At 61.5% G+C, this 20,611-nt stretch carries 17 protein-coding genes; 9 read left to right on the forward strand and 8 right to left on the reverse strand.

What is annotated here, in order from left to right:
- The first annotated feature begins 29 nt into the window (after positions 1-29).
- From ACUXHH_RS02695 to ACUXHH_RS02705, 3 genes are all read left to right on the forward strand, one after another.
- Positions 30-455 carry a taurine ABC transporter substrate-binding protein gene (locus tag ACUXHH_RS02695; RefSeq protein ID WP_279741097.1) on the forward strand — a complete coding sequence of 142 codons (426 nt, stop codon included), beginning with the start codon at positions 30-32 and terminating at the stop codon, positions 453-455.
- A 5-nt stretch (positions 456-460) separates the two neighbouring features.
- Positions 461-1,822, forward strand: coding sequence for a hypothetical protein (locus ACUXHH_RS02700; RefSeq protein ID WP_458390762.1), 1,362 nt, complete (start codon positions 461-463; stop codon positions 1,820-1,822).
- A gap of 255 nt (positions 1,823-2,077) precedes the next feature.
- Positions 2,078-2,383 carry a Sec-independent protein translocase TatB gene (locus ACUXHH_RS02705; protein ID WP_458390763.1) on the forward strand — a complete coding sequence of 102 codons (306 nt, stop codon included), beginning with the start codon at positions 2,078-2,080 and terminating at the stop codon, positions 2,381-2,383.
- Positions 2,384-2,486: 103 nt separating this feature from the next.
- Here ACUXHH_RS02705 and ACUXHH_RS02710 read toward each other — a convergent pair whose 3' ends face one another.
- Genes ACUXHH_RS02710 through ACUXHH_RS02720 form a run of 3 tightly spaced genes read right to left on the reverse strand, consistent with a single transcriptional unit; the run spans position 2,487 to position 5,890 of the window.
- Positions 2,487-3,689 (reverse strand): P-loop NTPase, encoded by a 1,203-nt coding sequence (locus ACUXHH_RS02710; protein ID WP_458390764.1) that lies wholly within the window; start codon positions 3,687-3,689, stop codon positions 2,487-2,489.
- A complete protein-coding gene (locus ACUXHH_RS02715) occupies positions 3,679-4,569 on the reverse strand; it encodes a DUF1003 domain-containing protein (RefSeq protein WP_458390765.1) in 891 nt (296 codons plus the stop codon). The genes ACUXHH_RS02710 and ACUXHH_RS02715 overlap by 11 nt, the downstream gene beginning before the upstream one ends.
- A complete protein-coding gene (locus ACUXHH_RS02720; RefSeq protein ID WP_279741084.1) occupies positions 4,562-5,890 on the reverse strand; it encodes a magnesium transporter MgtE N-terminal domain-containing protein in 1,329 nt (442 codons plus the stop codon). Before ACUXHH_RS02720 ends, ACUXHH_RS02715 begins: the two co-directional genes overlap by 8 nt.
- 130 nt (positions 5,891-6,020) lie before the next feature.
- On the opposite strand from ACUXHH_RS02720, the gene ACUXHH_RS02725 reads away from it, so the two are divergent.
- Positions 6,021-7,004, forward strand: a complete 984-nt coding sequence (locus tag ACUXHH_RS02725) for a hypothetical protein (protein ID WP_279741081.1) — start codon at positions 6,021-6,023, stop codon at positions 7,002-7,004.
- 132 nt (positions 7,005-7,136) lie between these two features.
- Here the strand turns inward: ACUXHH_RS02725 and ACUXHH_RS02730 are convergent, their stop codons facing one another.
- Positions 7,137-8,666: an aminopeptidase P family protein gene (locus tag ACUXHH_RS02730; RefSeq protein WP_279741079.1), complete on the reverse strand. Its 1,530-nt coding sequence runs from the start codon at positions 8,664-8,666 to the stop codon at positions 7,137-7,139.
- A gap of 215 nt (positions 8,667-8,881) precedes the next feature.
- Here ACUXHH_RS02730 and ACUXHH_RS02735 point away from each other — a divergent pair, with 215 nt between their 5' ends.
- On the forward strand, positions 8,882-9,856 hold the full coding sequence (locus tag ACUXHH_RS02735) for a PHP domain-containing protein (RefSeq protein ID WP_279741076.1): 975 nt from the start codon (positions 8,882-8,884) through the stop codon (positions 9,854-9,856).
- Positions 9,857-9,958: 102 nt separating this feature from the next.
- Here the strand turns inward: ACUXHH_RS02735 and ACUXHH_RS02740 are convergent, their stop codons facing one another.
- The 4 genes from ACUXHH_RS02740 to ACUXHH_RS02755 form a co-directional block, all read right to left on the reverse strand.
- A complete protein-coding gene (locus ACUXHH_RS02740; protein WP_458390766.1) occupies positions 9,959-11,224 on the reverse strand; it encodes a DNA-methyltransferase in 1,266 nt (421 codons plus the stop codon).
- Positions 11,225-11,232: 8 nt separating this feature from the next.
- Positions 11,233-12,870, reverse strand: coding sequence for a DEAD/DEAH box helicase (locus tag ACUXHH_RS02745; RefSeq protein WP_458390767.1), 1,638 nt, complete (start codon positions 12,868-12,870; stop codon positions 11,233-11,235).
- A gap of 491 nt (positions 12,871-13,361) precedes the next feature.
- Complete coding sequence (locus ACUXHH_RS02750; RefSeq protein ID WP_279755062.1) at positions 13,362-13,589, reverse strand: DUF3107 domain-containing protein; 228 nt, start codon at positions 13,587-13,589, stop codon at positions 13,362-13,364.
- Between the two features lie 241 nt (positions 13,590-13,830).
- The gene (locus ACUXHH_RS02755; RefSeq protein ID WP_279755063.1) at positions 13,831-15,093 is read right to left on the reverse strand and encodes a glutamyl-tRNA reductase; all 1,263 of its coding nucleotides are present in this window, start codon (positions 15,091-15,093) and stop codon (positions 13,831-13,833) included.
- Positions 15,094-15,315: 222 nt separating this feature from the next.
- Between ACUXHH_RS02755 and hemE the strand changes: the two genes are divergently transcribed.
- The 4 genes from hemE to ACUXHH_RS02775 all read left to right on the forward strand — a co-directional run bounded on the left by hemE (position 15,316) and on the right by ACUXHH_RS02775 (position 20,553).
- Positions 15,316-16,506, forward strand: coding sequence for a uroporphyrinogen decarboxylase (hemE, locus tag ACUXHH_RS02760; RefSeq protein ID WP_458390768.1), 1,191 nt, complete (start codon positions 15,316-15,318; stop codon positions 16,504-16,506).
- Positions 16,507-16,626: 120 nt separating this feature from the next.
- Positions 16,627-18,180: a protoporphyrinogen oxidase gene (gene hemG / locus ACUXHH_RS02765; RefSeq protein ID WP_279742143.1), complete on the forward strand. Its 1,554-nt coding sequence runs from the start codon at positions 16,627-16,629 to the stop codon at positions 18,178-18,180.
- A gap of 103 nt (positions 18,181-18,283) precedes the next feature.
- Positions 18,284-19,102 carry a hydrogen peroxide-dependent heme synthase gene (gene hemQ / locus ACUXHH_RS02770; protein WP_279742142.1) on the forward strand — a complete coding sequence of 273 codons (819 nt, stop codon included), beginning with the start codon at positions 18,284-18,286 and terminating at the stop codon, positions 19,100-19,102.
- Positions 19,099-20,553, forward strand: a complete 1,455-nt coding sequence (locus tag ACUXHH_RS02775) for a ferrochelatase (RefSeq protein ID WP_279755066.1) — start codon at positions 19,099-19,101, stop codon at positions 20,551-20,553. The genes hemQ and ACUXHH_RS02775 overlap by 4 nt, the downstream gene beginning before the upstream one ends.
- The last annotated feature ends 58 nt before the right edge of the window (positions 20,554-20,611 follow it).

Genomic DNA, 20,611 nt, shown 5'->3' on the forward strand with positions numbered 1-20,611 from the left:
TTGATGGTCCTGCATGATATGAGATTGAGATGAACATTCTGCTGATTCTGCTTGCCCTGCTGATTGCGGGCATCGCGGCGCTCTCCGTTGTGGCGCTCACCGGTGAGCGTGCCGTGCCCGGTGCCGCATTCTTTAGTGGTGTGGGCCGTGACGGTTTGGGTACTTTCGACCGTGTGGAGGATTTGACTACTGCGGTTCGTTTCTTCGGCGATCCCGAGGACGAAAAGGCGTCTGCGAGTGAGTCGGCATCCGGTGATGCTTCTGCTGAAGCAACTGCAGAATCCGCTGAGGGTGCTGCTGAGACTGCTGGTGAGCAGAAACCCGTGTGTCGCGTCGCGGTTCCGCGGGCTGATGATGCGGAGAGCACCTTGAGCGCGCATAACCTTGTGGAGAAGCGAAAGAACGTCCGGGCGGCTTCCTCCGGTCGGGTGGCTACTCCGGCTGAGGGGAATTAGCGTCTGTGAGTGTTCCTTCTCAGCACCCTAGCCCTGTTCCGCTTGCCCGCGCTAACTCTGCCGCTGACTCGGCACCCCGCACCTCCTCGGAGCAGGGTGAGTCCTTTGACCAGCTACTGACCTGGGCGTACGCCGCTGCCGGTGAGCGCCTGCACCGTGTGTGGGAGCGTCTGTGTGCCCTGCCCGCGTGGCTGTCGGTGCTACTGATTTATGGTCTGTCCCGCGTGTGGGGCTTCATTGTGTTTGCCGTGGTCGGTCAGCAGCAGCTACGAGGTCCGTGGGGTGAGCACCTGGATTATTTGTCGTTCATTAGTATCTGGGATGCCGGCTGGTATGAGCAGATTGCGGTACAGGGCTACCCGAGTGAGTTGCCGGTGAATGCAGCGGGTGTGGTTCAGCAGAATCAGTGGGCTTTTTATCCGATTTTCCCGCAGCTTTCCGGTGCTATTAGCCATGCGACAGGCATCGGGTACTACCCGGTGGCGGCGACTGTTGCTCTGCTTGCCGGTTTCGCAGCCGCGTGGGTGATTTACCTGCTCTTTGAGGCGTCGTTGAAGGCGACCGGTTTCAAGAGTGAGGAGTTGCCTTCTGTGCTGTCTAAGTGGGCTGTTGCGTTGGTGTCATTCTTGCCGGTTGCGCCGGTGCTTCAGGTGCCCTATGCGGAGTCGCTGAATCTGGTGTTCCTTGCCGGCGCCCTGCTGTGCCTGGTTCAGGGACGCTACGGTCTGCTGGTTCCTGTGGCGGCGTTGGCGTGCCTGTCCCGCCCGGTGGGTGTGCCCCTAGGCGCGACTGCCGGTCTGTGGTGGTTTACGTGCTGGGTTCGTTCAAGCCGCCAGTCGAGTATGGGCACGGCGTTTGTACGTCATCTGGGGCAGCTGGTGAGCGCCCTGGTGGTGTGTGCGTGTGCGCTGGTGTGGCCTGCGATTGCATGGTGGGTTACGGGCCGTGTGGATGCATACACCGCCACGGAGACGGCGTGGCGCGGCACCCATCTGGCGCTGATTCAGCCGTGGCTTTCGCAGGGTTACCTGTACTTTGGGTATGCAGCTCCGGTACTGCTGACTCTGCTGATTCTGGGCTTTATCGCTCTGTGCTTGAGCCCGTTGGCACGTAGGGTTTTGGCGGCTCCGTTGAACCTGTGGTGTCTGAGCTATTTTGCGTATTTGATTCTGTTTTTGAATCCGCAGTCTTCGACGTTCCGTCTGTTGTTGCCGTTATTCCCGCTGGTGATTGTGGTGGCGGCGGTGAGCCGTTTGCGGGCGTATCGTTGGGCGTTGCTGGTGGCAGGTGCGTGCGCGCAGTGGGGCTGGGTTGGCTGGCTGTGGCATTGGAAACAGCTCCCCGGCGGTGGAGACTACCCGCCGTAAACCGAATATTGTGTCAGGAGACCGCCGGTGTGTAGCCGGCAGTCTCCTGTGTTCTTAGCCGTGGGCGCAATGCCCCTTTGCGGTGCTGTAGCATACGCCTTTTGCCTGTCCAGATTTTAAAGACACGTCCAGAAAGCGCCGCGGGTTCGGCGGTGCTGGCTCGGAACTGATAATCTATATTCCGTGTTTGGTATTAGTGGCACCGAGTTTATTATTTTGGCCGTTATCACGTTCTTTGTGATCGGTCCCGAACGCATGCCTGAATACGCCCGACAGATCCGTGAATTCGTCAAGATGGTGCGCCGTATGGCGTTCGACGCGAAGGACGACTTCAAGGAAGCCCTGGGCGAGACAGGTTTGGAAGATATTAACTGGCGCCAGTACGACCCCCGCCAGTACGACCCGCGCGTGATTGTGAAGCAGGCGTTCGCTGAGGATGACGCCGAGCGTGAGCGTGAGACGAAGGAACGTGAAGAGGCGCTGCTGAAGGAGAAGGAAAAGTCGGAGAGCCGTGCTCTTCCGCGAGGCGCATACGCCCCCTTCGATGTGGACGCAACCTAAGATTTTGACATGAAAGAACCCCGCACTGTGATGGTGCGGGGTTCTTTGTATATCTGCTGTTTGGCCGCAGCTTCTAGAAGCTTGGTCCTAGACTGCTGCAGCTTTAGACGAAGAGCGGCAGGCTCTGACCCGCCCTCGACTCGCCCGAGTGCAGTAGCTGCGAGGCAATGGACTGAATCTCTTCGGCGGCGGACGAATCCGGGTGGCTCCAGACCACGGGGGTGCCCTCGTCGCCGCCGGTACGCAGGTTTACGTCCAGCGGGACCGAACCGAGCAGTGGTACCGGGCAGGAGAGCGCCTCCGAAAGACGCTCAGCGAGCACCTGACCGCCGCCAGAACCGAACATGTCGAGTACGGTACCGTCCGGTAGGGTCATGGCAGCCATGTTCTCGACCACGCCCACGACCTTCTGACCGGTCTGCAGGCTCAGGGTGCCGGCACGCTCCGCCACATCCACCGCGGCGTGCTGCGGGGTGGAAATAAGCACCAGCTCCGCATTGGGCAGTAGCTGAGCCATGGAGATGGCAATATCGCCGGTACCGGGCGGTAAATCAAGCAGCAGCACATCCAGGGCACCGAAGTGCACGTCCATGATGAACTGCTCCAGGGCGCGGTGTAGCATGGGGCCGCGCCACGCTACCGGCTCGTTGCCCTTGAGGAACATGCCGATAGAAATCACACGAATAAAGCCGCCGCTGACCTTCTGCTCACCCCAACGCTGGGCGGGGGCGGGAACATCCACGGTCGGCGGAAGAATCAGATCATCCAGGCGGGTCGGGGCGTCAGTAATACCCAGCAGACCCGGGATGGAGAAGCCGTGCACATCCGCGTCAATAATGCCCACCGCAAGCCCGCGTGAAGCGAACGCGGCGGCAAGATTTGCGGTCATAGAGGACTTACCCACGCCACCCTTACCGGACACCACACCGAACACGAGGGTTAGCGAACCGGGTGCGGTAAACGGGTTGGAACGCTCCGGCTTGAGCATCGAACGCAAGGCGGAACGCTGCTGCGGGTTCATCGCACCCACCACCAACTGCACACGCTCAACACCCTCAACGGTGGCGGCGGCGTCACGAACTTGCTGTTCGATGGTGTTCTTCAGCGGGCAACCCTCAATGGTGAGTAGCACCGTGACCTCAGCCCAGTGGCGACCGGGAATCGGCGCACCCAGCTCATCCAGCTCAGGATGCACGAGCGCAGTGTCAACCATACCCAGCTCCGTAATGGGGCGGCGCAGTTCGGGATCCTCGACACGGGCGAGCGCCGCGTAGAGGGCATCCTGCAGGGGTGAATTAGCGGTCATGGGCGCCTCCTTCACGGGTGCGCTCTGCCTGCTGCTGTGCCTGCTGAGCTTCGCGGCTCTGAGGCTGGCTCAGATCGCCGCGGTGGGGATGATCCTGTGCGGAGTCCTTCGCAGAGCGTTCAGACTTGTCAGAGGGCTGCTCGGTGCCGTTCTCGGTGCCCTCAGCGTCCTTTTCCTCGCCCTCGGAGATATCGATATCGTCGATAGCCTCCTCCAAGTCCTCAATGTCTTCACTGATGTCCTGCAGCTGCTCGGCGTGACGCTCCTGCTCCTGCGCAATGTTCTGCAGTTCCTCAAGAATGTCACGCAGCTCGCTACGGACGAAGTCACGGGTCGCAACCTCACGCAGAGCAATACGCAGCGAAGCAATCTCGCGGGTCAGGTACAGGGTCTCCTCCAGGTTCTGCTGGTCGCGCTTACGGTCCTCAGATGCCACCACACGGTCGCGGTCATCCTGACGGTTCTGCGCCAACAGCAACAGGGGAGCAGCGTAAGAAGCCTGCAGGGACAGCATCAGGGTCAGCAGGGTGAAGTTCAGACTACGCGGGTCGAACTGCATCTCCTCCGGTGCCAGGGAGTTCCAGGCAAGCCACACGCCACAGAAAACGGTCATCCACATCAGGAACTGCGGGGTACCCATGTAGCGTGCAAAGCCCTCGGTCATGCGGCCGAAAGCATCCGGGTTGGGGCTCGAGAACAGCTTCGGCTTACGGGTACCGGGGGTGCTCAGCTGCGAGTCGTTACGCTGCGGGCGGGAGTCGCCGCGCTCGCGGTTGCGTTCAGCGTACTTCTTCTCCAAGCGGTCTTTGAGAATGCGAGCCTTATCGATGCGGGGGTTCTCTTCGGTACGGTTTGCGTCGCGGCGGTTCGAATCAGGCAAAGCGTCGTCCTACCTTTCGTACGGGAGTTCCATCATCGTAAGTGCGCCAGTCTTCGGGCAGAAGCGCATCGAGCACGTCGTCGATGGTCACTGCGCCTACCAGGCGGTGCGATTCGTTCACAATGGGAACGATGGTCAGGTCGTAGGTTGCCAGCACGCGTGCCAGCTCTTCCAAGCTGGCCTGGTCAGAGACGGGCTCAGTGCCGGTATCAAGGATGTGACCAATCGGCTCGCTCGGCGGCACACGCAGCAGCTTCTGCATGTGCACCAGGCCCAGGTATTTGCCGGTCGGCGTTTCCAGAGGCGGGCGGGTCACCATCACAGCAGCCGCCATCGCCGGAGGGATTTCCTCGGCGCGGATGTGCGCGAGCGCCTCTGCGACGGTCGCCTCGGGGGAGAGGATAATCGGTACCGGGTTCATGAGCGAACCGGCGGTACCTTCGTCGTATTCGAGCAGTCGACGCACATCGTCTGCTTCGTCGGGTTCCATGAGTTCGAGCAGCTTTTCACGCTGGGCGTCGTCCAGCTCGATGAGCAGGTCGGCGGCGTCGTCCGGTTCCATTTCTTCGAGGACCTGCGCGGCACGCTCGTCGTCCAGGTGCGAGAGGATCTGCACCTGGTCCTCGGCGGGCAACTCCTGCAGAACGTCCGCGAGGCGCTCATCCTGCAGTTCGGCGGCGATTTCGACCATGCGCTTATCGCTCATCTCGTGGATAGCGTCCGCAAGGTCGGCGGGCTTGGAGTTCTCATGGTTCGCCACGAACGCGGTTGCTGCCTGCGGTTCCACATCGGTGGAGAGCACCGCTTCGTCCCAGTCGACGATGAGGGTCTCCTTAGAGCGGCGGCGCCACGTGTTGGAGGAGGAACTGACGCGGGAAACGAACAGCTCGGTCACGCCCCAGTCGCCGTTGCGGCGCTGCTCAATGGCGACGTCCTCAATGACGGCGTCGCCGCTGCCGTCGAGCAGGCGCACACGGCGGTCAAAAAGCTCACCAACGATGAGAGTCTCAGAGTTGCGTTGTTCAAAGCGGCGCAGGTTCACCAGGCCGGTCGAAATAATCTGTGAAGCGTCGATACTTCGCACACGGGTCATGGGCATGAACACGCGTTTCTTGCCGAGCACCTCAATAATGATGCCGACAACAATGGGTTCGCTGCCCTTGGCGGGGCGGGCGCCCGCAATGGATGCGCCCAGGCCGCGTTTGAGCACGACAACATCTCGGAGACGTCCGAGGCGGTCACCGAAGGGGTCAAAAACGTCGAGGCCCAGAAGGCGGGCAATGTAAATCTTGCTGGGGGTGCTGAACTTCGAATTGCTCACCTCTCTAGGGTACGCTCTGCCGTGGGGATTCGCACTTTGAGAAGCCTAATTGAAGAGGTGTTTGCTACGCCTGTAGAGGAGCTGACTGCCCACCGGGCCCAGGGTTGGGGTGGGCGGTAGAATAGGAGTCATGACTTCTCACCTGCCGAATATTCCCTCGACCCCGCCTTCTTCATATCTGGCGTCGCGCCTGTCGCAGGCTCAGGGCAAGCCTCTGCCCGCCGGTGAGGCGATTGCCTCCTTCGTTCGTCACGATGATGCGCTCGCCGCTTTTGATGTGCTCAGCGAGCAGGATTATCCGGTCACGGCGCTGTACCTGGTCAATGACGGTATCCGCCAGGTGGAGTACCCGGTACAGCCCGGTTATGGTCGTGCCCTGATTTCTTCAGCGATTCAGGGTGTGGTGATTGGCCTGTTGTATTCGGCATTTGTGTCTTTGAACGGCACCTCTTTTATCTCTGCGGCAATGTCTACGGTGCCTATCTCTGTGGCCATTTTTGTCCTGTGGCGTATGTTTGATTTGCGCCGCGGCCGCGGGGCTCGTTACCCGATGCGTACTGAGGCGATTCCCTCGCGCACCGTGATGTACGCTCTGCCGGAGTACGCTCAGGATGCGCGCCGCGTGCTGGGTGCGCATCCTCGCTTCTCGGCGGCGGTTGCGGCTGCGCGTGCGGCTGCAGCTCCGGATGCTTCGCAGGCTCGTGCGGCACAGAGCACCGTTTCGATGAATGGTGCACCGGTTCCGACCGGCGCCCCGAAGGCGCCCTCGTACCGTGCGCAGGCGGGTAGTCAGCCGGCACCGAACCAGAACCTGCCCGTGCGTGATGCGACCGCGCAGAACGCGGTGGCTCAGAGCGCGGCGCAGAATATGCCCGCACCGGTTGCCCCCGTACAGTCCACACAGTCCGCCGAACAGGAACAGGCAAGTACTGACCAGACGACCGGTCAGAAGTCAGATACGCAGAAGCGTCCGGCTCAGCGGTACGGTCTGCGAGTGGACGACCCGGAAGAGTACGCGAAGCTGATTCAGCCCAAGCCGCAGCGTCCGACCCCGCGCCCGCAGGGCCTGCACGATAAGTCCTCGCACAATAATTCTTCGAAGGACTACGAATAACCGAACCCGCAACGGCAGTAGCCGCCCATCACGGTGGGAAACAACCATAGAAGACACGCGAAAGCCCCTCACCGAACGAGTTGGTAAGGGGCTTTCCCTATGAGCCGTTACTAACGCATCTGGGGGTAGGCGTTACTTCGCCAGCTTCGCCATCCACTCCTCAATGCCCTCAACGGTGCGCGGCAGTGCAGCGGAGAGATTCACGTTGCCGTCCTTGGTGCAGAGCACGTCGTCCTCAAGGCGGATACCGATACCGCGGTATTCTTCGGGAACGGACAGATCCTCGTCCTTGAAGTACAGTGCAGGCTCAATGGTGAAGACCATGCCCGGCTCCAGCTCAGCCCACATGTACAGTTCAGCCTTTGCCTGCGCACAGTCGTGCACGTCCAGGCCCAGATGGTGGCTGGTGCCGTGCGGCATCCAGCGGCGGTGCTGACCGCCCTCAACGGTGAGCGAAACATCAGCGGAAACAGGCAACAGGCCCCATTCTTCCAGACGGTGTGCAAGAACGTTCATGGCAGCCTCGTGGATTTCGTAGAACTTGACACCCGGCTTAGCGACAGCGAATGCGGCGTCAGCAGCCTCCAGCACAGCGTTGTAGACCTTCGCCTGAACCTCGGTGAACTTACCGTTCACGGGGAAGGTGCGGGTCACGTCTGCGGTGTACAGGGTGTCGTCCTCAACGCCTGCGTCCAGCAACAGTAGCTTGCCGTCGTCGACGGTGCCGTTGTTGCGGATCCAGTGCAGGATAGTTGCGTTGTTACCGCACGCTGCGATGGTGTCGTAGCCCAAGTCGTTACCGTCGGTACGTGCCACGGAGAAGAACGCGGTCTCAACGACGCGTTCGCCACGGTGATGTTCCTTAGCCTTCGGCAGGGAGCGAATGACCTCTTCGAAGCCCTTGACGGTCAGATCAACGGAACGCTGCAGGTTCTCAATCTCGATAGCGTCCTTGATCAGGCGAGCCTCGGAGAGAGCCACGGCCAGTTCGGAGTCCAGCTTGTCAGCCTGCTCCAGCTCCACGCCGGTGTTGTAGCGGGAGGTGTCAACCAGTGCGTCAACAGCCGGGTCAACATTGCGGACCAGGCGGATGTTCACACCACCCAGGCCCTGGTTACCGGCGTTCTTAGTGATAGCTACCTCAAGCTCGGATAGGTCTCGGGTGCGGATGCCGAAGCGTTCGGAGAACTCCTTCAGGGTGGGGCGGGGACCAACCCAGAACTCGCCATAGCGGGCGTCTGCGTAGAACTCGGTGGTGTCGCGGCCAGCCAGCGGACGGAAGTACAGGGTGACTTCGTGGTTGGAGCCGTTGTCACCGGTACCCTCTTCGACGGGCTCGAAGATCAGCACAGCGTCGGGTTCGTGGTCGATGCCCAGACCGGTCTGGTGCGCAAACGCCGAGTGGGGACGGAAGCGGTAGTCGCAGTCGTTGGAGCGGACCTTCAGCGGGCCTGCGGGCAGGACGAGGCGCTCGCCGGGGAATGCCTTGGAGATCTTGGCACGGCGCTCAGCCGCGTAGTCTGCTACGGGCTCGCGAGTGTAGCCGTCATCTTCGGCAGGTGCCCAGTTTGCGGCAATGAATTCGGTGAACGCAGATGCCTTAGGGGTGCTGCGGTGGTCGTTCTTCTGAGCTTCGGTGCTCTTCTCATTGTTCTCAGTCATGGGTTAATCATATCGCCTTCACCACAAGTGGGCAGATGTTTTAGCGCTTTTGACTATAAGAGAGGACCGGTGGGGCAGAATATATCTTTGACCTGCGACCGGGTACCCGATATTGCGCCGCCGATATTGGTAGGGTTGAATCAGAAGAGTAGATGACATGCCTTAAAACCCCGCTGAGGTGGCGAGGAACTAGCAAAGGCGGGGAAGGAGAGAAAATGACGCAGACAGAACATCGAAATAGTGCACCGCAAAATAATGCGCAGCAGGCACCGCAGCCCGCTGAATCGGGCGCGCCTGAAAACCGGAACCTTACCGGGAGCTATGATCTGCATATTCACTCCGCTATTTCTGACGGTACGCAGAACCTGGCCGAGCTGGTGCCGCTGATTGCTCGCGCTGGGTTGGCGGGTTTTGCGCTGACTGATCACGATACGACGGCTGGATGGGCGCAGGCGGCTCAGCTGGCGGATGAGTACGGTCTGGATTTTCTGCCGGGTGCCGAGTTCTCTTGCCGCTACCGGTACACCGACGGTGAGGGCCGCGCACGCACGAAGACTATTCACCTGCTCGCTTATGGTTTTGACCCGGTGGGTTCGGAGTTGGCGTGCCGTGTGGAGGCGATTCGCGCCAGCCGTGCGGGCCGTGCACAGGCTATTGTGGACCGTCTTGCCGCTGACTACCGGCTGACATGGGATGACGTGTTGGCGCAGGTGGGGGCGGGGAACACAGCGGTGGGCCGCCCTCATATTGCTGATGCGCTGGTGGCTGCTGGTGTGGTTGCTGATCGTTCTGAGGCTTTTGCGAAGCTACTGTACACGGGTAGCCCCTACTATGTGCCGCAGGGCGCGCTGGATCCTTTAGAGGCGGTGCGTCTGGTGCGTGAGGCTGGGGGTGCGCCGGTGATTGCGCACCCGATGAGTACGATGCGTGGGCCCGCGTTGAGCCTGGAGTATCTGGGTTTGATGGTGGAGGCTGGCCTGGCGGGTGTGGAGGTGTATCACCGTGAGAATTCGGTTCAGGACCGTGCGCGTCTGCTGGAGTTCATTGAGGGTCAGCGCGCGGCGGGCCGTGAGGTACTGGTGACAGGTTCGAGTGATTATCACGGTGCGGGCAAGCCGAACCTGCTGGGTGAGAATACGACGGATGCGGCGACGGTGGCGCATATCCGCGAGTTGCTGGCAACCCGGTAGTAAGACCAGTAGCTAGGGGAAAGAGTGTGGGGCGGGTTCCTAACCAAGGAACCCGCCCCACACTCTTAACACGTGCTCTCACGAATACGCAGAAAAGACAGCCTAGACGCTCTCACGTGAGGCATGATGTTGCAACACCGCACCCGCAGCAACCGCATCCCGCTGAGCCCGCGCCGCACGAGCCTTAGCCCGCGCCTGATGCTGACGCTGACGACGTAACTCATCACGACCATCAATACGCATCTTCTTATCCACCGCATCCATCGACCGGTGACGCACAAATCGGCACGACGCACCCTCAACCGGCTGCGTAGTCTCGGTGAGCGTATCCAACACAGCTTTTAGCGCATGACGGCTCGCCGCCGTCAACGCATCACGACTCGTACCGCCACGAACACCCACCGTACGCTTCGGTGTGAACAACACACTCGCCCCACGCGGCACACCGCGATACTCAGCGAACGACACCGGATCGACACCCAGGCGCTTAGCCATCACCTCAATAGCCGGCGGATTCTGATCCACACACACGAACTTACGGCCCAACTGAGCCGCCGCCGCACCTGTAGAACCAGAACCAGCGAAGAAATCCAACACCCAATCACCCGGACGGGAACTCGCCGCAATCATACGACGTAACAAACCTGTAGGCTTTTGCGTGGGATACCCCGTCTTCTCCTTACCCGTCGGCGACACAATAGTATGCCACCACACATCCGTAGGGAGCTTACCGCGAGAAGCCTTCTCCTCAGTCACCAAACCGGGAGCCATATACGGTTCACGATCAACCTCCGCAGTATTGAAGTAATAGCTGCGGTAATCCTTCGCGTACACCAAAATATTGTCGTGCTTCGTCGGCCAGCGGCGCGTAGACTTCGCACCGTAGTCATAAGCCCAAATCAGCTCATTAATGAAGTTCTCCCGACCAAAAATCATGTCGCACATAATCTTCACATAATGAACCTCACGCCAATCCAGGTGCAGGTACAAGGTGCCGTCCTGCGCAAGCAGACGATGCGCCTGCTCAATACGCGGTGCTAGGAATGCCCAATAATCCTCGAACGAGTCGTTATAGCTCGCCAGAGTCTGCAGGGTGCTCGAATAGCTCTTGCCCTTAAAGCCGGTGCGGTCACCCTTCTCAGAAGCCTCCGCGCTCAAAGTGCGGCGCGTTTGCTTCTTACCCGTATTGAACGGCGGGTCAATGTAAATCACGGTGAACGCACCATTGGGCAGGTCACGCAGATACCCTAGGTTATCTGCCTGCACTAGCAGCGACGGACCCTGCGGATCGAAAACAGCCGAATCCGCGGGGTGCGTCTTAGCGGTAGAGGAGGGCGCGGCAGGTGCCGGGGATGCTGAAATACCCAACCCCGGCCCTAGCCTTCAGAACCAGCACGGTCAGCGCCACGGCCCTTACTGCGAGAACTCTCAGGACCGGAGTCCCCAGCACGAGAACCTTTAGCACGCGAGCCTTCAGAGCGGTGGCGGGTGCGGCGACCCTCACCCTCCAGCGGCTGACCCTCAACACGGCGGGTACGGCGACGCTTACGAGGCGCACGCTCAGAACGCTCAGAAGAATGCTCGGTACGCTCAGTGCGCTTGCGGCCTTCGGAACGGCTACGGCGCTTGCCACGGCCCTCACCGTCACGACCGCCAGAACGGCCACCATCACGACCTCCGCGAGAACGAGCCGGGCGGCCATCACGAGAATCACGGGCGCTCTCAAAGAACTCCTCACCCATCCCCTCAGCCACACGCTCCTCGCGCGGCAGACGGCCCTTGGTGCCAGCCGGAATGTTCAGGTCGTAGAACAGGTGCTCAGAGGAAGAGTAAGTTTCTACAGGCTCAGGAACGCCCAGCTCCAGGGCGTCGTTAATGACCTTCCAGCGCGGCAGGTCATCCCAGTCCACCAGGGTCACGGCGGTACCCTCATTGCCCGCACGGCCGGTACGGCCGGTACGGTGCAGGTAAGTCTTCTCATCCTCGGGCACGCGGTGGTTAATCACGTGGGTCACATCTTCAACGTCAATACCGCGAGCCGCCACGTCGGTCGCGACCAGAATATCGACCTTGCCGGAACGGAACGCCTTCAGCGCCTGCTCACGCGCAACCTGATTCAGGTCACCGTGCAGAGGCGCGGCAGCGAAGCCACGGTGCACCAGCTCCTCCGCCACGCGGGCAGCATCACGCTTGGTCTTGGTGAAGATGACGGTGCGGCCGCGACCGGTAGCGCGCAGAATGCGGCCAATCATCTCGTCCTTATCCAGGTGATGTGCACGGTAGACGACCTGGCGGATCGATGCCTTAGTCTTCGATGCGTCCTCGGGGCTAGCGGCACTAATACGCATGGGCTTGGTCATGTACTGGCGTGCCATCGCAATGACCGGGCCGGGCATGGTTGCGGAGAACAGCATACTCTGGCGGTCCTCGGGCAGGTAGCTGAGAATCTTCTCAACCGACGGCTGGAAACCCAAATCCAGCATTTCGTCAGCCTCATCGAGGACCACAATCTTGACCTGCTTCAGGTTCAGGAAGCCCTGCTGGTACAGGTCGATAATGCGACCGGGGGTGCCTACTGCAACCTCCAGGCCGCGGCGCAGCAACTCAGCCTGAGGCTCAATCGGCACACCACCGTACAGGGTAGCGATGCGGGCGTTGCGCAGCTTCGCAGCAATCGCCAGATCCTCACCCACCTGAATAGCAAGCTCACGGGTCGGAACCAGAATCAGCGCCTGAGGTGCGCCGGGGTACTCCAAATCATCCCAACCCTCATCGTCGCGGCCGACCACACGCTGAATGGTTGGCAGACCAAAGCCGAGGGTCTTACCGGTACCGGTCTTCGCCTGACCAATGATGTCCTGGCCAGACAGAGCCACGGGAAGAGTCAGCTCCTGGATGGGGAAGGGGGAGGTAATGCCAACCGCCGTGAGGGCGTCGCTAATATCCTGGCGAACGCCGAAGTCAGCGAAGGACTTTGCAGTCTGAGTGGTTTCCTGCGTGTTCGTTTCAGTCACTGGACCGTATCTTTCTACCCCTGTTCGGGGTGTGTTTCTCCCCGAATTGGGGTGTACCAGCCAGCGCCCCAACGGTGGAGGCGGTGACGGGCGGGCGTCGAAAGCCGGCCGCGGGAAATTCTTACACGGGAAATTCTTGCCGAGACGCCGCCTGCACGCATGGTTCATTCATGATGAGAAGGCGGTGCAGCCTCGGGGTCTTGAAAGGGGTACGACCGGTCATTCACTTAACCCCTCAATATTAACCCGGATTTGCTTCTGGTGCACCCCCAAGCGGTTGTGGCGTGCGCCCGTGATGGGCGATATACCGCCCCAAAACCGGGTGTCGCGAGGTTTTTGTGTGGGCGGCTTAAAACACAAATCCCCGCATCCGGCACGGCGTAACCTTACGGCGCATAAAGCGCACGCACACAGCGCATAAAGCGCGGTTACGCATCATGACGGATGCGGGGGGAGAGCTAAAGCTAAAGGGGAAATTGCTACCGAAGTAATTAGGCGCTGATACCGAAACCAACGTGACGCTTCGCGTCGGAACCCAGCTCAACGTAGCCAATTTGAGCGCCAGAAATCAGGGTGGTGTTGCCCTTATCGTCAGTAATCTGCAACAGGGATCCGTCCTCAATTGCCTTTGCGACCTTCTCGGTGATAACGTCCTTGGATTCGGTGGTCTCAACAACGATTTCGCGGGCGATGTGGCGAACGCCAATCTTGATTTCCATGAGTCTCCTCGCAGAATAGTCCGGCGCCGCCAAACGCGCGCCGGGTATGGGAACTGTCTTATCTAGCATCTACTCTAGCGTGAATGCGCCCATCGGCACCGTGAACGGGCGGTACTTCGCCGGGGGCTAATAAAATACTCGCCACCGGACGCGTGAAAAAGCGCGCGAAAACCCACACAAAACCCGTGCGAAAACGGGTTTAGGTATGCGAAGAATGCCAGAAAGAGCAGGGGAGAGGCTCTTAAGAGTCCTCCACCTGAATACCGTAGAGAGTCTCCAGTGCCTGTACGTAATCCTCCGTGCGGCCCTCCGCCGCAAGTTTCTTGGCGCGCACTGTCGGGGTGTGCAACAGGGATTTCACCATGCGACGCATCGCCAGCTCAAGCTGCTCCGTCGCCGCACCGCAACCAAACTGGCTACGCACCTTCTCCAGCTCGGAATCCAACACATCCATAGTGTGCGAGCGCAGCGCAACAATCGCGGAATCAATCGTGCGGGAACGCTGACGAGACAGGAACGCCGCCAGCTCAGACTCCACGATGCGCGTAGCCGTCGCCACGGATTCCTCGGTTTCCTCGGGCGCGGCAAGGCGCACCGATTCGAGGGTAATCAGCTCAACGTTCGGCAGGTCAGCAACCGAGGGATCAAAGTCACGCGAAAGTGCCAGGTCGAGGATCGTGTGGTGACCGCCCGGAATCTGTTCGGGAAGCAACGGATCAGAGCCGCCGGAGCAACCAATAATGACGTCGGCAGAAGCCATGGCCTGCTCCATGCCGTCCACCGGCACCGCAGAAACCTCGCGTTTTGCTGCGAACTCGGCGGCACGGCCCGAACGGGAATTGACCCAAATATCGGTGCAACCACGGTCGCGCAGAGCCGCAATGGTCGCGCCGGCGTAAGCACCCGTACCAAAAATCAGGGCGCGGCGGGTCGACCAATCCTTCTCGGCAACCTCATCCGCAAGATCGAGGGCGACAGATACAATGGAGCGGCCCTGAGCACCAAGAGCCGTATGCTGACCCACCTGACGAGCGGTATGCGCCGCGTGTTCAAATAGCTGAACCAGCTCACCGGGAAGGGGCACGCCGTCCTCTTGCGCTTTCGCCTGAGCAACAGCCAGGGCGCGGCGCACCTGACCGGTGATTTCACGCTCGCCAACCACAGCAGATTCTAAGCCGGAGGCGACCGTCAGCAGGTGGCGTGTAGCCTCATCATCGGCGTACACGTCGAAGCTGGAATTAACCAGTTCTTTGTCTAGCCCGGAGGTGTGCGCAATAGAGTCGACAATCCGCTCACGAACCATGGGGACATGGGCGGACACATGTAGTTGAACATACATTTCAAGACGGTTACAGGTGGCAAGAACGACTGCACCCTTCACACCCAGCTGGCGCGTCATCTCGCCCGCCAGAACATCGGGTACGCCGGAAGCACCGGCGCTCAACGCAGCGACGGTGGTCAAATCAACGGTGTGGTGCGATGCCACAAATGCATAAGTACTCACTAGAGACTAATCATAACCACGCCGGCTAAGCCCCTGTAAAGCTTACAGAACCTAAGTTCCACCATCGTAGGGGTCAAGAGTATCTGCACGGTCGGGGAACTGAGTACGATGAATAGACACAAACTAAGGTTTTCCTCACCACTAAGAAAGCTACCATTAGGTAAGAGTCGCCATGACATAGTGTCGCAAAAACACCCGCATAAACCTGTCACACTAGACACTATGAGCGAAAACCAGCACACAACTCCTGCATCGGAAAAGGGCCCCGCATCGGCTGCTGCACAGGCACCCGTTCTGCCCGCACACCCCACCGACGCCCAGCGACCCCTGCTCACCGACGAACAGCTCGCACACCTACCCGCCAACCACCCCCTGCGCGCAGGCACCACCGCCGACTCGCCCATGCTCCGCGCCCTCACCGGCCGCCCCTCCAGTCACCGACCCGTCTGGTTCATGCGCCAGGCAGGCCGGTCCCTGCCCGAATACCGTGAAGTACGCGAAGGCATCCCCATGTTGGACGCATGCCTCACCCCCGACCTCGCCGCAGAAATCACCGTGCAGCCCGTCCGCCGCCACAAGGTCGACGCCGGCATCTTCTTCTCCGACATCGTCATCCCCATGAAGCTTGCGGGTGTCAACGTCGATATCGTGCCCGGCAGGGGCCCCGTACTCGACCAGCCCGTACGCACCCTCGACGAGGTGCGCGCCCTGCCCGAACTCAAAGACAGCGACCTCGACCCCATCCGCGAAGCCGTAGCCGCCACCGTAGAAATGCTCGGCGACACCCCGCTCATTGGCTTCGCCGGAGCCCCCTTCACCGTTGCCGCCTACATGGTCGAAGGCGGCCCCTCCCGCGACCACCTGCACCCGCGCACCATGATGCACGCCGACCCCGCTGCCTGGCATGAACTCGCCGCCTGGGCATCGCGTACCGCAGGCCAGTTCCTGCGCGCCCAGATCGAGGCGGGTGCCTCCGCCGTGCAGCTCTTCGACTCCTGGGCAGGCTCCCTCGGTGAAAATGACTACCGCCGCTACGTGCAGGCACACTCCGCAACCGCCCTCGACATGGTGCGTGAATACGGTGTGCCGCGCATCCACTTCGGCACCGGCACCACCGCACTGCTGCCCGCCATGCACGAAGCCGGTGCAGACGTCATCGGTGTAGACTACCGCCTGCCGCTATCGGCAGCGAACACCCTGCTCAACGGCGCCGTACCTCTGCAGGGCAACATCGATCCGGCACTGCTTGCCGCAGGTAGCGAAAACCTCTACGCACACGTAGACGAAGTGCTTGCCGAAGGCAACGCCGCCCCCTCGCACGTGGTCAACCTTGGCCACGGCGTACCCCCGACTACCGACCCGCAGGTGCTCACCGACCTCGTGGCGTACATCCACGAGAAAACGGCAAGCTAAAGCAGCGGACCCGCGGGGCTAACACATATCAGCGCTGCGAGACACCGCCCCAGCCACCGCACCCGCTGATAACGCCAACGCCACAGGGCAGACCCGCTGACAGACCGAAGGAGAACCACCATGGGCCAGCACACCAACCAGGCACCAAACCGGACCGCACAGGCCAGCTCCTCCACTGCGCCCCAGACCGCACGAACTTTCACCCGTAACGAGAAGGTGCCCACCGCCATCGTTATCGGTGGCGGCCCCTCCGGCCTCATCTCAGCACGCCGCCTCGCCGCAGCCGGCATGCGCGTCACCCTGCTCGAACAACGGCACCACCTCGGCGGCGCTGTCGGAGCCCACGAAGTTGGCGGCCTGCTCCTAGACTCCGGCGCCGAATCCTTCGCAACCCGCAGCCCCATCGTCAGCGACCTCGTTAAAGAACTCGGCCTGGGTGACCAGATTGTCACCCCCAACTCCTACGGTTCCTGGCTATACCTGCCGCAAGGCGCCCGCCGCACCCCCAGCACCGGCATCATGGGTATCCCCGGCAACGTCAACGACAAATCACTGATTCCCGTCATCGGCAAGAAAGGCCTGCGCCGCGCCCAGGTAGACAAATTCCTACCCATCTCCGCCGGTGAAAACGCAAAGACTCTCGGTGAGCTCGTACGTATCCGCATGGGTCAGAAGGTCCTGGACAACCTGGTCGCCCCCGTCGTCTCCGGCGTGTACTCCACCCACCCCGACAAGCTCGACGTGGACGCCACTATCCCCGGGCTGCGCGCGGCACTGCGCAAGCACCGCTCCCTTGCCGCAGCAGCGGCAGCCTTCCGCTCCGCAGCACCTGCAGGCTCTCAGGTAGCAGGCATTATCGGCGGTATGAACCAGCTCTCTGAACGTCTCGTCGAGGAACTCTACGAAGCCGGTGTACGCATCGTCACCGGATTCGACGTCATCGCCGTAGACCGCGACGAATCCACCGGCCAATGGTTCATCATTCAGCGCCACACCACCGACGGCGAAAACACCCCCCTCTACGCCGACTACCTGGTAGTCGCAACTGATGGCCCGACCGTAGCCCGACTTATCGGCCCGCATGTCTCCACGGCGCTACCCGCCCTGGAGCCCGGCCCCGAAGTCGCCCTCGTCACCCTTGTCGCCGATGCCCCCGACCTGAACAAGCACCCGCGCGGTACCGGCCTGCTCGTCTCCGAAGAAGCAACCGCCGTCCGGGCCAAAGCCCTCACCCACGCCACCGCCAAATGGCAGTGGGTCGCCGACGCAGCAGAACCCGGCCGCCACGTTGTGCGCCTCTCCTACGGCCGCGGTGGCGAAGACTCCCGCTTCTCTGAAGTGGCACTCGCCGACGAGCAGCTCATCACCCTCGCCCTGCGTGATGCAAGCCGCATGATGGATGTATCCCTCACCCACAGCAACCTCGTCGACGCGGACGTTGTACGGTGGCGCGGCGTACTGCCCGCCTCCACTCCCGGCCACCGCGAACGAGTCAAAGAATTCCGCGAACGCGCCAGCGAACTCGGAACCCTCAGCACCGTTGGCTCCTGGGCCGCAGGTTCCGGCCTAGTCCTCACCGTCAAAGACACCTACGAGCAGATGGACCGCCTCATCTATCACGCCGCACAAGACTGGGAAGGCGTCACCGCCCCCAACGCTGCCGACACTCAATAACCGGTAATACGCAGCGCACCATAAACCATAATTTGAGAAAACGCGCGGCTACGGAAGCTGCGCCTCTAAGACAGCGAACCCTCGCTGAAGAAAGGAACACACAATGTCTCACGACCACGCAGCACATGGCCACAGCGGTGCACACGGTGCACACGGCAGCTACAGCCACTCCGGCCACGGCTACGGCGGCGCACCCAAGGGCTACGCAGTCCAGCATTCCGCAGCTGACGAGAACCGCCGCGGCCGCGAAGAAGGCGAAACCCTGCACTACGCCCTCTACACCGTCTTCGCACGCTCCGGCGCACGCCCCGCAGAAGCTAACACCGACGAAGCCCGCGCAGAATTCGAGCAGCTCACCGAACAGCTCGCAGCCGAGGGCGTGACCCTGCGCGGCATCTACGACGTCTCCGCAATGCGCGACAACGCAGACATCATGATCTGGACCCACGGCCAGAACCCCGAAAAACTGCAGGCAGCAGTCCGCAAGATTCGCCGCACTGCACTCTTCACCGGTACCACCATCGTCTGGTCCACCATGGGCGTACACCGCGAAGCAGAATTCACCCGCAACCACGCCCCCGCATACGCGCGCGGCAAGGCACCCGAAGCATGGGTCTGCGTCTACCCCTTCGTACGCTCCTACGACTGGTACTACATGAACCCCGAACGCCGTGCAGAAATGCTCAAGAACCACGGCATGAAGGCAATCGACTTCCCGCAGATACTGGCAAACACCGTCGCAACCTTCGGCATGAACGACTACGAATGGGTCCTCGCCCTTGAAGCACCCGAACTGGTCGACCTGGTCGACATGATGCGCCACTTCCGCAATACCGAAGCACGCCTGCATGTGCGCGAGGAAACCCCCTTCTACACCGGCCGCCGCATCGGCGCAGACGAAGTAGCTGAGGTCCTGGCGTGAGCCATCAGCCAAACGGCGGCGTAACCCTCAACGGCACGCTCTTGCCGGACGACGTGGTACCCAACCACACCGACCCGGCGAACACCGCCTCCAACGGCCCCGCTGCACTCAATGAGCAGACCCTCGGTGATTACCGAAGCGAACGCAGTATCACCCGTGAACGTGCTGAAGAGGCACGCCCCTACGACCTGGTGATTCTCTCCTCCTTCGGCGGACCCGAGGGGCAGGAGGACGTCATCCCGTTCCTACGCAACGTAACCGCTGGCCGCGGCATCCCAGATGAGCGCCTCGAAGAGGTCGCCACCCACTACCGCGCCAACGGCGGCGTCTCGCCCATTAACGAGCAGAACCGTGCCCTGCTCGCCGCACTGCAGCAGGCACTCGCCGAGCGCGGCCCGCACATCCCGATCACCTGGGCGAACCGCAACTGGAAGCCCTACGTGAAGGACGTGCTCGCCGAAGCCTACGAGAACGGTCACCGTAACGTGCTCGTGCTGGCGACCAGCGCCTACCCCGGCTACTCGAGCTGCCGCCAGTACCGTGAAGACTACGGTGTGGCGATTGAGCAGCTCGGTCTGGAAGGGCACGTGCACGTGGGTAAGATCCGTCAGTTCTTTGACGTGCCCGGATTCTCCCGCGCTTTTGCTGACGGGCTGAAGGACGGGCTCGCCACGGTGCGTGAGCAGCTTGCCGCACGCGATAGCGGTTCGCTGAACCCGCGCCTGCGCATCATGTTCTGCACTCACTCAGTGCCGACCTCCGCGGCGAATGAGGCAGGCCCGCGCGGTGTGAACTATGAGGGCGGCTCCGCCTACGTAGAGAAGCACCTGCAGGTCGCTCGTGCCGTGCTATCGCTCGTGCGTGATGAGGCTCCCCAGCTTCTGCAGAACGTCGAGTGGGAGCTGGTGTACCAGTCTCGTTCCGGCCCGCCGTCCATGCCGTGGCTCGAGCCGGACGTCAACGACGCCCTGGAGGCGCTGCCCACCCCCGCCAACCCGGCGGAGGATGGCGAAGCCCCCGTGGAAGGCGTCGTGCTGGTGCCCCTCGGATTCGTCTCCGACCACATGGAAGTCAAGTGGGATTTGGACACCGAGGCGCTGGACACCTGCCAGCGCCTGGGCGTGGTCGCCGTGCGCACCCCCACCCCCGGCACGCACCCGGCGTACGTGGAGTCGCTGCGCCGCCTGATTGAGGAGCGCGTGGAGAACGGCGTTTCAGCCGACCTACGCCCCGAACGTGAGAGCGTCTGTGCCCCGAGCGCGAGCGGTCAGTACGGCTGGTTCGACGAGTGCGAACCTGATTGCTGTAAGCCCGGTCGCGGTGAGCCGAAGCCAGTCATTGCTGAGTATGCAGCCGGTGCTGATAACAGCGCTACTGCACCCAGCACTTCTGAGAACGCACCGGCCAGCCGCTCCGGTGGCTGCGGCTCCGGCGGATGCTGCTCCCACTAACACCACCCCTGTAGCTCCGGCTCGCCCCAACGCCCCTGAAGAGGGTGCGCGGGCGGGT

It is taken from the genome of Rothia sp. 110740021-2 (genome assembly GCF_054263775.1).

Bases quoted from the DNA above. Each gene is read 5' to 3' on its own strand.
- ACUXHH_RS02695 (WP_279741097.1), top strand. From the start codon at position 30: ATGAACATTCTGCTGATTCTGCTTGCCCTGCTGATTGCGGGCATCGCG.
- ACUXHH_RS02705 (WP_458390763.1), top strand. From the start codon at position 2,078: ATGCCTGAATACGCCCGACAGATCCGTGAATTCGTCAAGATGGTGCGC.
- ACUXHH_RS02710 (WP_458390764.1), bottom strand. From the start codon at position 3,689: ATGACCGCTAATTCACCCCTGCAGGATGCCCTCTACGCGGCGCTCGCC.
- ACUXHH_RS02725 (WP_279741081.1), top strand. From the start codon at position 6,021: ATGACTTCTCACCTGCCGAATATTCCCTCGACCCCGCCTTCTTCATAT.
- ACUXHH_RS02730 (WP_279741079.1), bottom strand. From the start codon at position 8,666: ATGACTGAGAACAATGAGAAGAGCACCGAAGCTCAGAAGAACGACCAC.
- ACUXHH_RS02735 (WP_279741076.1), top strand. From the start codon at position 8,882: ATGACGCAGACAGAACATCGAAATAGTGCACCGCAAAATAATGCGCAG.
- ACUXHH_RS02750 (WP_279755062.1), bottom strand. From the start codon at position 13,589: ATGGAAATCAAGATTGGCGTTCGCCACATCGCCCGCGAAATCGTTGTT.
- hemE (WP_458390768.1), top strand. From the start codon at position 15,316: ATGAGCGAAAACCAGCACACAACTCCTGCATCGGAAAAGGGCCCCGCA.
- hemG (WP_279742143.1), top strand. From the start codon at position 16,627: ATGGGCCAGCACACCAACCAGGCACCAAACCGGACCGCACAGGCCAGC.
- hemQ (WP_279742142.1), top strand. From the start codon at position 18,284: ATGTCTCACGACCACGCAGCACATGGCCACAGCGGTGCACACGGTGCA.